Genomic DNA, 14210 nt, shown 5'->3' on the forward strand with positions numbered 1-14210 from the left:
CCGGGGAGACCGTTGGCTCGTATGACTTGACACAGCGTCGGTCCGGGCGGACCGTACCGGCTCACCAGACGGCTGTCGATCTGGCTGCGATCGCAGAGCGTGACGACAGCGAAGCATTTTGCCAGCTGAAACCTGTGCGTAACCAGTGCTTGACGACATACAGCTACAAGGTCTACTTTCATCGCCAGCGCCACAGGTGAGCTCTCTGCACACACCCCCGGGTCGAACAGCGATACCTCAGTCCCGAATTGGCCTGTTCGCCTCGTCGCACGGCCTGCAGCCTTCCATCCGCACACCGACAGCCGCGCTACCAGCTGGGCACCGACGATCGAGGAAACCTGCGGGGCGAATTGTTAGCGCTAACAATCGCAAGATCACTGATGCTCGGGAGATGTTCACATGCATCGACGCATACTGCCGCCCCGCAGGCCAGGCCCCTCGTGGTGTTCCAGGATCACGGTGGCGCTGCTCGCCGCCGCGGTCGCGGCTCCGGTCGCGGCGGCCTCGCGGCCCGCATCGTCGTCCCTCCCCGCCGCTCCCGTCGCGTCGGTATCGGACCTCAACGGCTTCACCGCCGGTAATGGTGCGACCGCTTCGGTGGACCTGTCCGGGACGTGGAGCTTCACCCCGGCGGGCAAGAGCGCGACCTCGATCACGGTGCCCGGCGGCGGTTGGTACAAGCAGGGGTTCACCGACGTGCGCGAGGCGGTGTACTCGCGCAGCATCACGGTGCCGGATTCCGGACAGCCGCAGTCGGTGTGGATCGAGTTCGGCGCGGTGAACCACCAGGCGACGCTGTCGGTGGACGGCCGGGTGGTGGCGACCCAGACCACGGCGTTCACCCCGTCGAACTTCGACATCAGCGCCTATGCCGCCCCGGGCACCACGCACACGATCAGTGTGGACGTGAAGGGCCGCGAGGCCCTGAGGAACCCGAACGGCTCGTACCTCGTTCCCGACGCCGCCGAGTGGGCGGAGTCGGTACCCCAGGGGATCTACCGCTCGGCGTACCTGCGGGTGTACCCGGCGGTGTACGTCAGTGACACCTTCGTGCACACCTCCGTGGCGAACCGGACGCTCAGCTACGACGTGTCCGTCACCAACACCTCCGCGAGCGCGCGGTCGGTGACCCTGACCGGGTCGCTCGCCTCGGACAACGGTACGTCGTTCAGCTACCCGACACTGCCCGGCGCCACCGTCAACGTGGCGGCCCACTCGACCGCGAAGGTCACCGTCGGGCCGGTCGCGTGGAATCTCGGTACGACCTCCTACTGGTGGCCGAACGTGCCCTACCGGTCGGGCTACCGTGCCCAGTTGCACGACCTGGCGGTGCACGCGGTCACGGACAACGGCCGCACCAGCGACGCCACCTACCGGTTCGGGTTCCGCGAGTCCACCCAGAACGGCGAGTACTACTACCTCAACGGCACTCGGGTGAACCTGCGCGGTGACAGCCTGCAGGGCGCCGACTTCGACCGGATCGACAACGGTGGCAAGGGCGACGCCTACGACACCCTGCCCGGCTTCCTCCCGGCGTCGCAGGGCAACGGCGGCTGGCGGCAGACGGTGGACAACTACCAGCGGCTCAACTACAACGTGGTCCGCATCCACCAGGAGCCCGGCAGCCCGTACATGCTCGACGTCGCCGACGAGATGGGCCTGATGGTCATCGACGAGACCGCGATCCGGGGCTCCAGCAACCTCCAGGACTTCGTCAACGGCCACGACAACATGGTCAACCACGCCCGCGCCCTGACCCTGCGCGACCGCAACCACCCGGCGGTCGTGCGCTGGAGCCAGAGCAACGAACCGGGCCTCGGCAGCTACGACTCCGAGCAGTTCGAAAAGGACCTGTACGCGGCCGTCAACGGCGCCGACGGCACCCGGCCGATCAGCGTCGACTCCGGTCCCGGCGCACCGGCCGACCCGTACCCCACGATGACCTACGGCAACTTCGCCGTCTTCGGGCACTACCTCGACGGCCTCGGCACCTACGGCGAGAGCCTGCCGTCGATCGTCGGCCGCCCCGACGGTGAAGGCGAGTACGTCTGGCCGGCGTGCAACACCAAGCAGGGCTTCGAGTGGTTCGCCACGGAGACGGCCGCCAAGCGGGGCAAGGACGCCAGCGACCTGCGCCCGTACACCCTGCTGTCCGGCTGGACCGGCTTCGTGCCGGGCGTACGCACCGCCGACTTCACCGTGGAGGAGGGCGGCAGGCCCATCTACGGCGCCGACAACCTGCCCGACCCCTGGAGCAACCCGCAGATCCAGCGGATACAGGCAGCCTTCAACCCGATCGCCGCGATCGACCTGCCCTACTGGTCGGCCTCCGGCGCGTCGGACACGAACGGCACCTTCCCGCTCCCGAACTCGGTGGACTCCTACCCCTACAACAGTGCGGTCACCCGCAACGTCACGGTGTTCAACGACGACCTCAGCAACACCACGGTCGGCTTCTCGTGGACGGCGCGGCTCGACAGCCCCACCGGCACGGTGGTCGGCTCCGGCAGCACGAACCTGACCATCCCGCTGGGCTCCCGGACCACCCAGCAGATCTCCTTCACCGCTCCGGCCAACGGCTCGCGGGTGTACCTCGTCCTGTCGACCACCAAGGTGGGCAGCACCACGTTCACCGACTCCGTCGAGTACCTCAACCTGGGCAGCTCGACCAAGGTGGACGACGCCGACTCCAAGGTGACCTACGCCGGCGGCTGGGGTCACACCACCGGCGAGTCGGGCCCGTACAGCGGAACCAACTCCTACAGCAACGTCACCGGCGACACGGCGACGCTGAGCTTCACGGGTACCACGGTCACGCTGCACGCCGTGACCGCGCCGAGCCACGGCATCGCGGCCGTCTCCATCGACGGCGGGACCGAGGTGCTCGTCGACGAGTACTCCGCGGCCCGCACCGGCGATGCCGCGGTGTGGACAAGCCCCCGGCTGTCCTCCGGCACCCACACGATCCGTGTGCGCGTGACCGGTAGCCGCCAGGCCGCGTCGACGGGCAACTGGGTCACCATCGACCGCTTCGACGTCGACAACCAGCCCGTGGCGGGCACCGACTACCGCATCGTCAACCGCGTCAGCGGCAAGCCGCTCGCCGTGGCGGGCGGGTCGACGGCCGACGGCGCGTTGGCCGTCCAGCAGACCGGCGGCGCGGCCTGGACCGTCAACGCCGCGCCCGGGGGCTCGTACACCCTGAGCTACACCGGAAGCGGCAAGCTGCTCGATGTCAACGCGCACTCCAGCACCGTCGGACTGCAGTTGCAGCAGTGGACCGCCACCGGCGGCACCAACCAGCAGTGGTACCTGAAGCCCACCACCGACGGGTACTTCACCGTCGTCGCCTTCGACAGCGGGCTGGCTGCGGACGACTACGGCTGGGACGGCAGCGACGGCGCCAAGGTCGTGCAGTGGACCGCCTCCGGCAGCGCCAACCAGCAGTGGCAGCTGGTCCCGGCCTGAGCAGAGGCTGAGTCTTGATCCGTAGCCTCCCGCAGCGTCGCTCATAGTGTGATGTGAGCGCATCGGAAGGGCAACAGGCGTCGCCGGCAGCTGAGTTCGAGGTGGTCCTTCCCCACCTCGACCAGCGCCGGCGGCGCCTGTTCACATCGTCACGTGAGCGCAGGTTGCGCTGTGGGGCTCAGGTCACCGAGAGGTCCTGTGCTGAGTTCGATCCCCGCGCACTCTCATGTCCCACCGCGAGCCGTCAAACCTTTGACGCCGGGCCTTCCCATGGATGTTTCCGCAGGTCAGCAAGGCGCTGACCCGCGGAAACGATGAGAGGCCGACCTGCGTTCCCGCAGGTCAGAGGTACCCCTACAGGTCGTAGTACAGCTCGAACTCGTGCGGGTGCGGGCGCAGCGCGATCGGGGCGATCTCGTTGGTGCGCTTGAAGTCGATCCAGGTCTCGATCAGGTCCGGCGTGAAGACGTTGCCGGCGAGCAGGTACTCGTGGTCCGCCTCCAGGGCCTCCAGTACGGCCGGCAGCGAGGACGGCACCTGCGGCACGTTGGCGTGCTCCTCGGGGGCCAGCTCGTACAGGTCCTTGTCGACCGGCTGCAGCGGCTCGATCTTGTTCTTGACGCCGTCGAGGCCGGCCATCAGCATCGCGGCGAACGCGAGGTACGGGTTGGACGACGGGTCCGGCGCGCGGAACTCGATGCGCTTGGCCTTGGCGTTGGACCCGGTGATCGGGATCCGGATCGCGGCCGAGCGGTTGCGCTGCGAGTACACCAGGTTGACCGGCGCCTCGAAGCCGGGCACCAGCCGGTGGTAGGAGTTCACCGACGGATTGGTGAAGGCGAGCAGCGAGGGGGCGTGCTTGAGCAGGCCGCCGATGTAGTAGCGGGCGGTGTCGGAGAGTCCGGCGTAGCCCTGCTCGTCGTAGAAGAGCGGTGAGCCGTCGGTCCACAGCGACTGGTGGACGTGCATGCCCGAGCCGTTGTCGCCGAAGATCGGCTTCGGCATGAAGGTGGCGGTCTTGCCGTTGCGCCACGCGACGTTCTTGATGATGTACTTGAACAGCATCAGGTCGTCGGCCGCGTGCAGCAGCGTGTTGAACTTGTAGTTGATCTCCGCCTGGCCGGCCGTGCCCACCTCGTGGTGCTGGCGCTCGACCTCCAGCCCGGCCGCGGCCAGTTCCAGCGACATCTCGGCGCGCAGGTCGGCGAAGTGGTCGACGGGCGGGATCGGGAAGTAGCCGCCCTTGTACTTGACCTTGTAGCCGCGCGCGTCGCCCTCGGCGGAGCCGGTGTTCCAGGCGCCGGCCTCGGAGTCGATGTGGTAGTACGACGCGTTGGCGCTGGTGTCGAAGCGCACCGAGTCGAAGACGTAGAACTCGGCCTCGGGGCCGAAGTACGCGGTGTCGGCGATGCCGGAGGAGGCGAGGTACGCCTCGGCCTTCTTCGCGACGTTGCGCGGGTCGCGGCTGTAGGCCTCGCCGGTGACCGGGTCCTGGATGAAGAAGTTGATGTTGAGGTGCTTTTCCTTGCGGAACGGGTCGAGCCGGGCCGTGGCCAGGTCCGGGACGAGTGCCATGTCGGACTCGTGGATGGCCTGGAAGCCGCGGATCGACGAACCGTCGAACATCAGGGTCTCGGACGGGTCGAAGGTCGCCGCGGGCACGGAGAAGTGCTGCATGACGCCCGGGAGATCGCAGAACCGGACGTCGATGAACTTGACATCGTTGTCCTGAATGAACTGCTTCACTTCGGCGGCGTTGTTGAACATCCATCCTCCTCGGCGTGCGAATGGGGCGGGCTCACCCTAGGAACGGCCCGTTTCCAACCGGTGACCCGGCCGTTTCCTGAATGTTAACCGCCACCCGTGGGCGGGCGGCAAAGTCGTACGCTCCGGGGCAAAATGCTTCGCCGGCCCGGGTTGCGGGCGTTGAGTGGTCTGGACCACTTGGGGTGCCCCCGGGAGAAGCGATTCACCCTCCGGGGGTGCCGGTGCCGGGCCGCGGTGTCCGCCCGGTTAGTGTGGATTCGTGGACACCAGAGAAGCGTTGGGATCGTGGATCGACGGCCCGAAGGCGGCCGCCGAGAAGATGGGTGCCGACTTCGGCCACCGCGGTGAGCGCCTCGGACTGCCCCGGGAGGGCGCCGGCTCGATCGCCGGCCCGGGCCGCCGGGTGGGCGCGCTGTTCGTCGACGGCTGGCTGGTCGCCCTGGTCGCCTACGGGCTGCTCGGCAAGGGCTCTCCGGGCTCGGCGAACCTGTGGACCACCCCGCTGTTCTTCGCGGTCACCGTGCTGCTGCTCGCCACCACGGGGACGACCGTCGGCAAGCGGCTGTTCGGTCTGCGGGTGGTCCGCCTGGACGGCCGCCGGGCCACCATCCCGCAGGTCCTGCTGCGCACCGTGCTGCTCTGCCTGGTGGTGCCGGCGCTGGTCTGGGACCGCGACACCCGCGGCCTGCACGACAAGGCGGTCGGCACGGTCGAGGTCCGCATCTAGGCCGTACGGCCCGGCCGCCCGCGGCCGGTGCGGCGAGCGGCGCCGGCCGACCCGGTCGACGCACCGCTACCCGAACGACGAACGGCCCCGCAGCGGAGAATCCGCTGCGGGGCCGTTCGTGTCGATGGGGAGGGGGTCAGCGGACCTGGCCGCCCTTGGGCATCCGGGCACCCTTGGGCATCGGGCCCTTGGGGATCGGCGCCTTGGAGAGCAGGTCGCCCAGCGCGCGGAGGCGGTCGTTGGTCTCGGTGACCTGGGCGGGCGTGATCGCGCGGGGCAGTCGCATCAGGTGGATCTGCAGCTTCTTGAGCGGGATCTCGCCCTCGCCGGTGCCCACCACGATGTCGTGCACCGGTACGTCGCCGACGACCCGGGCCATCTTCTTCTTCTCGGACGCCAGCAGCTGGCGGACCCGGTTCGGGTTGCCCTCGCCGATCAGCGCGATGCCGGCCCGGCCCACGGCGCGGTAGACCGCGTCCTGGTTACGGGTGACCGCCACCGGGGTGGAACTCGCGCTCCACCCTCGCTTGATGTTGTTCAGCACCGCCGCTACGGCCCCCGGCTGCCCTTCCATCTGCCCGAACGCGGCGCGTTCGGCCCGGCGTCCGAAGACGATCGCCATGGCCAGGAAGGCCACGATGAAGCCCAGGATGCCCAGATAGACCGGGTGGTCGATTGCGAAGCCGATGGCGAGGAACACGCCGAAGGTCAGCAGGCCGACGCCGGCGATGATCAGGCCGATCTTGGTGTCGACCTTCTTGGTCATGGTGTAAGCCAGGCGGATCTGCTTCAGTCGCCCGGGGTTCTCGGATGTTTCCCTCGCCATAATGCTCATGGTACGTGCCGTGGGTACGGGATAACCAAGCCCGGGTACCCGTTCGTCCGAACCGTGACCCGGAAGCCCACGGGCGATCGCGCACAGTGGCGGTTCCGGGGCCGAGCCGGGCGGGGTCTAACGGCGCGCGGACTCCACTGCGGGGCCGCCCGGCAGGGCGTCGCGCTCGCGGTCCGCCGCGTAGCGGCGGTTCTCGCAGACCGCGGCCCAGGCGTTGCGCCGGGCCTGCCGCTGCCCGCCCGCCAGCAGCACGCTCTCGGCCAGCCGCAGCGCGGTGCCCACCGACCGGATGCCGACCTGCATGTCGAACAGCTCCTCTTGTGGCGGAAATGATTCGAACGGTTCCATCCTCACCACCCCGTGTTACCAGTCCGTGACCTGTCAGTCAAAGCCCGGTGAACCGGAAGGGGCGGAGCCGAAGCTCCGCCCCTCAGATGGCTCAAACCGAGCGGTCGCCGGACCGGAACCGCCGGCCGGGCCGGAACCCAGGCCGGACCGGACCGAGACCGGACCGTGCGGTCAGACCGCCGCCGTCCGCTCGCGGTGCTCCAGCGCCTGCCGGTACAGCCGCCCGGCGCGGTACGAGGAGCGCACCAGCGGGCCGGACATGACCCCGGCGAAGCCGAGCTCCTCGGCCTCCTGCTGGAGCTCGACGAACTCGTGGGGCTTCACCCAACGCTCGACCGGGTGGTGGCGCAGCGACGGGCGCAGGTACTGGGTGATGGTGATCAGCTCGCAGCCGGCGCCGACCAGGTCGGCCAGCGCCTGGCTGACCTCCTCGCGGGTCTCGCCCATGCCCAGGATCAGATTGGACTTGGTGACCAGCCCGGCCGCCCGGGCCTGGGTGATGACGTCCAGCGAGCGCTCGTAGCGGAACGCGGGCCGGATCCGCTTGAAGATCCGCGGCACCGTCTCGACGTTGTGCGCCAGCACCTCGGGGCGGGACGAGAAGACCTCGGCCAGCTGCTCCGGCACCGCGTTGAAGTCGGGGATCAGCAGCTCGACGCCGGTGCGGCCGGCCTCACGGCCGGCGGTCAGCGCGTGCACCTGGCGCACCGTCTCGGCGTACAGCCAGGAGCCGCCGTCCTCCAGGTCGTCGCGGGCGACGCCGGTGATGGTGGCGTAGTTGAGGTCCATGGTCACGATGGACTCGGCGACGCGGCGCGGCTCGTCACGGTCGAAGTCGGCGGGCTTGCCGGTGTCGATCTGGCAGAAGTCGCAGCGGCGGGTGCACTGGTCACCGCCGATGAGGAAGGTCGCCTCGCGGTCCTCCCAGCACTCGAAGATGTTGGGGCAGCCGGCCTCCTGGCAGACCGTGTGCAGCCCCTCCTTCTTCACCAGCGACTGGAGGGCGTTGTACTCCGGGCCCATCTTCGCGCGGGTCTTGATCCACTCGGGCTTCCGCTCGATGGGGGTCTCGCTGTTGCGGACCTCCAGGCGGAGCAGCTTCCTGCCGTCGGGTGCGACAGCGGACACGTGCGACTCCTAGAACTAGACGGGGTACCCCCAGGGTACGCCTGTGCTTGTACGGCCTTCGCCGGGCCCGTGGCCCGCAAACGCAGGGCAACAGTGCTACCGGCCGGTAGATTCCCGGGTGACGCGGTCGGTCGGCACCCAGGAGCGGGTTCAGCGGCCGAGTGCCGGTTCCGGCAGCTCGGCGAACACCTCCGCCAGGCGCTTCTCGACCACGGTCAGCGCCTCGCCGACCTCGAACGGCCGGCCCAGCTCGCCGGAGAGCGAGGCCACGCCCGCGTCCCGGATCCCGCAGGGCACGATCCGGTCGAACCAGGTCATGTCCGGATTGCAGTTCAGCGCGAAGCCGTGCATCGTCACCCCGCGCGCGACCCGGACGCCGATCGCGGCGAGCTTGCGGTCGTCGCCGCGCTGACCGGCGTTGGACGGCGCGTACTCGGGGCCGGCCAGCCTCGGGTCGATGCCCAGCGGCAGGCCCATCCGCAGGGTCAGCTTGCCGATGTCCACCACCTGCGCCGGGTCCACCACCGCGTCCGGGATGGTCGCGCCCAGCACCCAGACCCCGCTGCGGCCCTCGATCCGGGTGGTCTCCACACCGAACTCGCCGCAGGCCCGGATCAGGGCCTCCTCCAGCCGGCGCACATAGGCGACGACGTCCATCGGCTCGGGGAGCTTCACGATCGGGTAGCCGACCAGCTGGCCGGGGCCGTGCCAGGTGATCTCGCCACCCCGGTTGACCTCGACCACCGGTGTGCCGTCCAGCGGCAGATCGGCCGGGTTGGTGCGGCGGCCCATCGTGTACACCGGCGGGTGCTCCAGCAGCAGCACGGTGTCGGGGATCTCGTCCGCGACCCGCAGGGCGTGCAGCCGCTGCTGCTCCTCCCAGGCCTCCTGGTAGGGCACGGCGCCCTCGCCGATGCCCATCCGCACGAACCGTATGTTCTCGCTCATGCGCCCACCTCGCTGCGCTCTGTGGCCACTGCTGCTCCTTGCCAGGCGTTCGAGACCAACCTCGCCACTGTACGCCCGAGCCGCTTTCGGCCGTTCGGGTGCCCGAGGGTGCCCGGGAGCGGCCGAGGGGGAGCCCCGGGAGGAACGGCGGCATGGGCCCCGGAGGAACCGCCGGCGGAAGCCCTCGGGCCGGACCGTGGGGCGGGCCCGGGGGAGCGGCCCGTGGGGCGTGCCGTGGGGGAGCCCCGGCCAGGGCCGGATCAGCCGCCCGCGAGCAGTTGCAGGCGCAGCGCCAGCTGGAGTTCCAGCGAGCGCTCGGGGTGGTTCCAGTCCCGGCCGAGCAGCGCCTCGACCCGGTCCAGCCGCTGCACCACGGTGTTCACGTGGACGTGCAGCTCGTCCTTGGCGCGGGTCAGGCTGCCGCCGCAGTCGAAGTAGGCGCGCAGGGTGCGGACCAGTTCGGTGCCGCGTCGGGCGTCGTAGTCCAGCAGCGGGCCGAGCGTCGCGCCGACGAAGCCGTCCACGTCGTGGCCGTCGCCGAGCAGCACGCCGAGGAAGCCGAGTGCGCGGGCCGAGGCGCCGTCCCCGGCCCGGCCGAGCACCCGCAGGGCCCGGACGCAGCGCAGGCCCTCGGCGTAGGAGGCGGCCAGCGCGACCGGCCCGGCGGCCGGGCGGCCGGCGCCCACCGTGACCGGGAACCCGGCCAGTCGGGCCAGCCGTTCGGCGGCCAGCTCGGCGACCTGCTGAGCGCCCGCCGCGCCCGTCATGCCCGCCGCGCCCGCCGCACCCGTCAGGCCCGGCGCCGAGCTGTCGTCCGGGAGCAGCAGGACGACCGCCTCGCCGTGCTCCGCGCTGATGCCCCGCGAGCCGAACAGGTACCGCCCGGCGGCGCCCGCCAGCCGGCCGCGGTCGGTCACCGCGGTGCCGGGGGCGCCGGCCGGTTCGGCGACCAGCACCAGATGCGGGCGCCCGAGGTCCACGCCCAGCCGGCGGCCGCGCGCGGTCAGGCCGGCCGGGTCGCGGTCGGGGGCGGTCAGCAGGTCGGCCAGCAGTTCGCCGCGGACCCGGTTCTCCGTCTCGGCCACCGAGCGGCGCAGCAGCAGGAGCAGCGCGGTCACCACACTGGCCCGTTCGAAGAGCCGCCGGTCGGCGTCCTCCAGGTCGGGCCGCCCGCGCAGGACCAGCGCCCCCAGCGGCTCCTGTCCGGCCAGCACGGCGCAGACCCAGTCCTCGCCGTGCCGCACCGACCGGCCCTCGGCCCGGGAGGCGGCGACCGCCTCGGCCAGCCCCTCGGCGGGCCCGGCCCGGCCGGCCAGCGGCTCACCCTCGGTGTCCAGGACGGCTATCCCGCCGCCCAGCAGGGCGGCCACCTCGGCGGCCACGTCCGGCACCTCGGCGCCGCGCAGGACGAGGTCGGTGAGCCGGTCGTGGCCCTGTTCGGCCCGCTGGACGGCGGCGGAGTGGGCCCGGATCAGCTCGTTGGCGCTGTTCAGCTCGGCCAGTGCGGCCCGGGTGTCGGCCAGCGACTTCGCGGTGTCCAGGGCGATCGCGGCGTGTGCGGCCAGCGAGCAGAGCAGCGCGACCTCGTCGGGGGAGAAGGCGCGTGGGGAGCGGTCGGCGGCGAACAGCACCCCGATCACCCGCCCGCCGAGCAGCAGCGGCACCCCGATGATCGCGACCAGGCCCTCGTCCAGCACGCCCGCGTCGATCGTGCCGGTGTGGTGGAACCGTTCGTCGGTCCGGTAGTCGGGGGTGGCGTACGGGCGGGCGGTCTGGGCGACCAGGCCGCCGAGGCCGTCGCCCAGGCTCAGCCGCAGGGTCTGGAAGAGCACCGAGACCGATCCGTCGGTGACCCGCATGTAGGTGTCGCCGGCGGCCTCGTCCGGGAGGGTCAGGTAGGCGGTGTCGGTGCCGAGCAGCAGCCGGGCCCGGCGGACGATCGCCTGGAGCACGGTGTCCAGGTCCCGGGAGGCGGCGAGGTCCCCGGCGGTGTCGAAGAGCGCGGTCAGCTCGGCTTCGCGGCGCCGGTGCTGACGCAGCGTCCGGTGCACCCGCAGCGCCTGCCAGGTGGCGTCGTCGATCTCGCTCAGCACAGCGGCCGGCGCGCCCCGGCGGCGCGCGTCGGACAGGACGTCGGCGAAGTCCTCGGTGGCGGCGCCGGAGGCGAGGAGGTCGAGCAACCGTCGCAGCGCCGGCGCCGCGCTGGTGTCGGGACGGAGGTCGTTCACTGTGCGGCCGCCAATCGGCAGTGGGTCTCTGGCCCCGGGGACGGAAGCGCGATCGTAGCGGCTCGGCCCCGGCGGGTGTCGGCGGACGGCGCTCCTGCGGTACGAGCGCCGTCCGCCGGGTCGTCAGGCGATCGCGGGCTTCCCGGCCGGGGCCTGGTCGGCCTCCGCGGCCCCCTCCTCCGCCTCGGCCAGGTCGCGGCCGCGGGTCTCCCGGCTGCAGAGCACAGCCAGCACGGTGACGGCCGCCGCGATGGCCACGTACACCGCGATCGGGGTGGAGCTGCCGTAGTCCTTCAGCAGCGCCGTCGCGATCAGCGGAGCCGGCGCGCCGGCCGCCACCGAGGCGAACTGGGCGCCGATCGACGCGCCCGAGTACCGCACCCGGGTCGAGAACAGTTCCGAGAAGAAGGCCGCCTGCGGTGCGTACATCGCGCTGTGGAAGACCAGACCGATGGTCACCGCCAGCACCAGCGAGCCGAACGACTTGGTGTCCACCAGCCCGAAGAAGACGAAGGCCCAGATCCCGACGCCCACCGCGCCGACCAGGTACACGGGCTTGCGGCCGACCCGGTCGGAGAGCGCCCCGAAGAGCGGGATCAGTGCGAACTGGATCGCCGAGGCGATCAGTACCGCGTTCAGCGCGGTCTGCTTGGGCAGGTGCACCTGGGTCACCGCGTACGCCAGCACAAAGGTGGTCATCACGTAGTACGAGATGTTCTCGGCTATCCGGGCGCCCATCGCCACCAGCAACTCCCGCCAGTGGTGCCGCAGTACCGCCACCATCGGCGGCTGCTCGGCCTGCCGGTGCGCGGCCTTGCGCGCCTCGGCCTTCGCCAGCGCCTCCTTGAACAACGGGGACTCGTCCACCGCCAGCCGGATCCAGAGACCGACCGCCACCAGCACCGCCGACAGCAGGAACGGCACCCGCCAACCCCAGGAGAGGAAGGTGGCGTCCGACTGCACGGTGGTCAGCAGCGAGAGCACGCCCGCTGCCAGCAGGTTCCCCGCCGGGGCGCCGCCCTGCGGCCAGGAGGCCCAGAACCCGCGCCGCCGGGCGTCCCCGTGCTCGGAGACCAGCAGCACCGCGCCGCCCCACTCACCGCCGAGTGCGAAGCCCTGCACCAGCCGCAGCGCCGTCAGCAGCACCGGCGCGGCGACGCCGATCGAGTTGTACGTCGGCAGCAGCCCGATCAGCGTGGTCGACCCGCCCATCAGCAGCAGGCTCACCACCAGCAGCTTCTTGCGGCCGATCCGGTCCCCGAAGTGCCCGAACACCAGCGCGCCGAGCGGCCGGGCGGCGAACCCGATCGCATACGTGAGGAAGGAGAGCAGGGTCCCGGTCAGCGGATCGCTCGCCGGGAAGAACACCTTGCCGAAGACCAGTGCGGCGGCGGTGCCGTACAGGAAGTAATCGTAGAACTCGATGGTTGTTCCTATGAGGCTCGCGGCCACAACTCGTGGCAGCGAGCCTCTTGTGCTCTTCGGGGAGTCGGAGCCGCTCATGGTCACCACTTCCAGACGGGGGACGGTGTCGCCACAAGGTAGGAAGTCGCGGTCCACGGCACTATGTGGGTGAACCACACAGTGCCGTGGACTGTTGTGAGAGGGGCAGCCATGACCGGCCTTCCGTGCGGTGATCAGGAACATGGTGCGAGGCCGCCGCGGGATGGAACCGGTCCGCCGCGGGCGCGGCAGGGCGACGGCCAGGACACCACGGCGGTCGAGACGGCGAGAGCACGCGCCGAGGATGCAGGAGGGCTCAGTTCGCGCGGCGGATCTGCCTGGCGGAGCGGTCCAGTCCGACTGCTACCGCCCCGGCGGTGGTGAGGCGGGTGAGCCGGGGGCGCCGTCGTCGAGCATGTCGACTCGTCCGCCTCGCCGTTGTCGGCGAGGCGGACGGGTTTGTCGCGCGCTTCCTCTCGGTCTCCCCTTCTCGTGGCTCAGCGCGCCGTCCAGCCGCCGTCGACGGGGAGGCTGGCGCCGGTGATGTAGGAGGCGTGCGCGGAGCAGAGCCAGAGGGCCAGCTGCGCCACCTCGTCGGGTTCGATCAGCCGCTTGACGGCGGTGCGGTCGAGCATGATCCGCTCGACCACCTCGTCCTCTCGGATGCCGTGTGCCAGCGCCTGGTCCGCGATCTGCCGCTCCACCAGCGGGGTCCGGACGTACCCCGGGTTGATGCAGTTGCTGGTGACGCCGTACGGCGCGCCCTCCAGGGCGACCGTCTTGCTCAGCCCCTCCAGTGCGTGCTTCGCCGTCACGTAGGCCGACTTGAAGGCGCTGGCCCGCAGGCCGTGGACGGAGGAGATGTTGACCACCCGCCCCCAGCCCTGCGCGTACATGTGCGGCAGGGTGCGGCGCAGGATGCGGAACGGCGCCTCGACCATCACCCGCTGGATCAGGGCGAAGCGGTCGATCGGGAACTCGTGGATCGGCGCGACGTGCTGGAGGCCGGCGTTGTTGACCACGATGTCGGCGTCGTCCGGCAGCGCCTCCACCGCCTCTGGGTCGGCGAGGTCCGCGACGTGCGCCACGCCGCCGATCCGGTCGGCGAGCTCCCGGGCCGGGGCGGCCGCGAGGTCGACGACGTAGACCCGGGCGCCGGCCTCGGCGAAGGCTTCGGCGCAGGCCCGGCCGATGCCCGAGGCCGCCCCGGTGACCAGGGCCGTACGGCCGTCGAGCGGGCGGGCTGAAGTGGTGTCCATGGCCGAGAACGGTAGGAATCCGGCGGCCCGACTCCCATGTGCTGGTGCACCACAGTGAC

10 protein-coding genes are annotated in these 14210 nt (G+C 70.9%); 2 read left to right on the forward strand and 8 right to left on the reverse strand.

Going from position 1 to position 14210, the window contains the following annotated elements; translation table 11 throughout:
- Positions 1-399 precede the first annotated feature (399 nt).
- Positions 400-3468, forward strand: a complete 3069-nt coding sequence (locus AB0J08_RS06665) for an RICIN domain-containing protein (protein ID WP_360627924.1) — start codon at positions 400-402, stop codon at positions 3466-3468.
- A 354-nt stretch (positions 3469-3822) separates the two neighbouring features.
- On the opposite strand, the gene glnA is transcribed toward AB0J08_RS06665, so the two are convergent.
- Positions 3823-5235, reverse strand: coding sequence for a type I glutamate--ammonia ligase (gene glnA / locus AB0J08_RS06670; RefSeq protein WP_360627927.1), 1413 nt, complete (start codon positions 5233-5235; stop codon positions 3823-3825).
- Positions 5236-5494: 259 nt separating this feature from the next.
- Here glnA and AB0J08_RS06675 point away from each other — a divergent pair, with 259 nt between their 5' ends.
- Positions 5495-5962 (forward strand): RDD family protein, encoded by a 468-nt coding sequence (locus AB0J08_RS06675; RefSeq protein WP_360627930.1) that lies wholly within the window; start codon positions 5495-5497, stop codon positions 5960-5962.
- 136 nt (positions 5963-6098) lie between these two features.
- On the opposite strand, the gene AB0J08_RS06680 is transcribed toward AB0J08_RS06675, so the two are convergent.
- From AB0J08_RS06680 to AB0J08_RS06710, 7 genes are all read right to left on the reverse strand, one after another.
- Entirely contained in the window at positions 6099-6788 is a 690-nt protein-coding gene (locus tag AB0J08_RS06680; protein WP_360627933.1) for a DUF4191 domain-containing protein, read from the reverse strand.
- A 126-nt stretch (positions 6789-6914) separates the two neighbouring features.
- A complete protein-coding gene (locus AB0J08_RS06685; RefSeq protein WP_360628265.1) occupies positions 6915-7100 on the reverse strand; it encodes a hypothetical protein in 186 nt (61 codons plus the stop codon).
- Positions 7101-7316: 216 nt separating this feature from the next.
- Positions 7317-8273 carry a lipoyl synthase gene (locus tag AB0J08_RS06690; RefSeq protein ID WP_360627936.1) on the reverse strand — a complete coding sequence of 319 codons (957 nt, stop codon included), beginning with the start codon at positions 8271-8273 and terminating at the stop codon, positions 7317-7319.
- 150 nt (positions 8274-8423) lie between these two features.
- Positions 8424-9221, reverse strand: a complete 798-nt coding sequence (gene lipB, locus AB0J08_RS06695) for a lipoyl(octanoyl) transferase LipB (protein ID WP_360627939.1) — start codon at positions 9219-9221, stop codon at positions 8424-8426.
- A 260-nt stretch (positions 9222-9481) separates the two neighbouring features.
- A complete protein-coding gene (locus AB0J08_RS06700; RefSeq protein WP_360627942.1) occupies positions 9482-11449 on the reverse strand; it encodes a GAF domain-containing protein in 1968 nt (655 codons plus the stop codon).
- A 123-nt stretch (positions 11450-11572) separates the two neighbouring features.
- The gene (locus tag AB0J08_RS06705) at positions 11573-12952 is read right to left on the reverse strand and encodes an MFS transporter (RefSeq protein WP_360627945.1); all 1380 of its coding nucleotides are present in this window, start codon (positions 12950-12952) and stop codon (positions 11573-11575) included.
- 437 nt (positions 12953-13389) lie between these two features.
- On the reverse strand, positions 13390-14151 hold the full coding sequence (locus tag AB0J08_RS06710) for a 3-hydroxybutyrate dehydrogenase (RefSeq protein ID WP_360627948.1): 762 nt from the start codon (positions 14149-14151) through the stop codon (positions 13390-13392).
- Between the last annotated feature and the right edge of the window lie 59 nt (positions 14152-14210).

The sequence above is a fragment of the Kitasatospora sp. NPDC050463 genome (genome assembly GCF_040655255.1).
Lineage (GTDB): Bacteria > Actinomycetota > Actinomycetes > Streptomycetales > Streptomycetaceae > Kitasatospora.

Coding starts and splice junctions, on each gene's coding strand:
- lipB (WP_360627939.1), bottom strand. CDS start 9,221: ATGAGCGAGAACATACGGTTCGTGCGGATGGGCATCGGCGAGGGCGCC.
- glnA (WP_360627927.1), bottom strand. CDS start 5,235: ATGTTCAACAACGCCGCCGAAGTGAAGCAGTTCATTCAGGACAACGAT.
- AB0J08_RS06705 (WP_360627945.1), bottom strand. CDS start 12,952: ATGAGCGGCTCCGACTCCCCGAAGAGCACAAGAGGCTCGCTGCCACGA.
- AB0J08_RS06710 (WP_360627948.1), bottom strand. CDS start 14,151: ATGGACACCACTTCAGCCCGCCCGCTCGACGGCCGTACGGCCCTGGTC.
- AB0J08_RS06685 (WP_360628265.1), bottom strand. CDS start 7,100: ATGCAGGTCGGCATCCGGTCGGTGGGCACCGCGCTGCGGCTGGCCGAG.
- AB0J08_RS06680 (WP_360627933.1), bottom strand. CDS start 6,788: ATGGCGAGGGAAACATCCGAGAACCCCGGGCGACTGAAGCAGATCCGC.
- AB0J08_RS06665 (WP_360627924.1), top strand. CDS start 400: ATGCATCGACGCATACTGCCGCCCCGCAGGCCAGGCCCCTCGTGGTGT.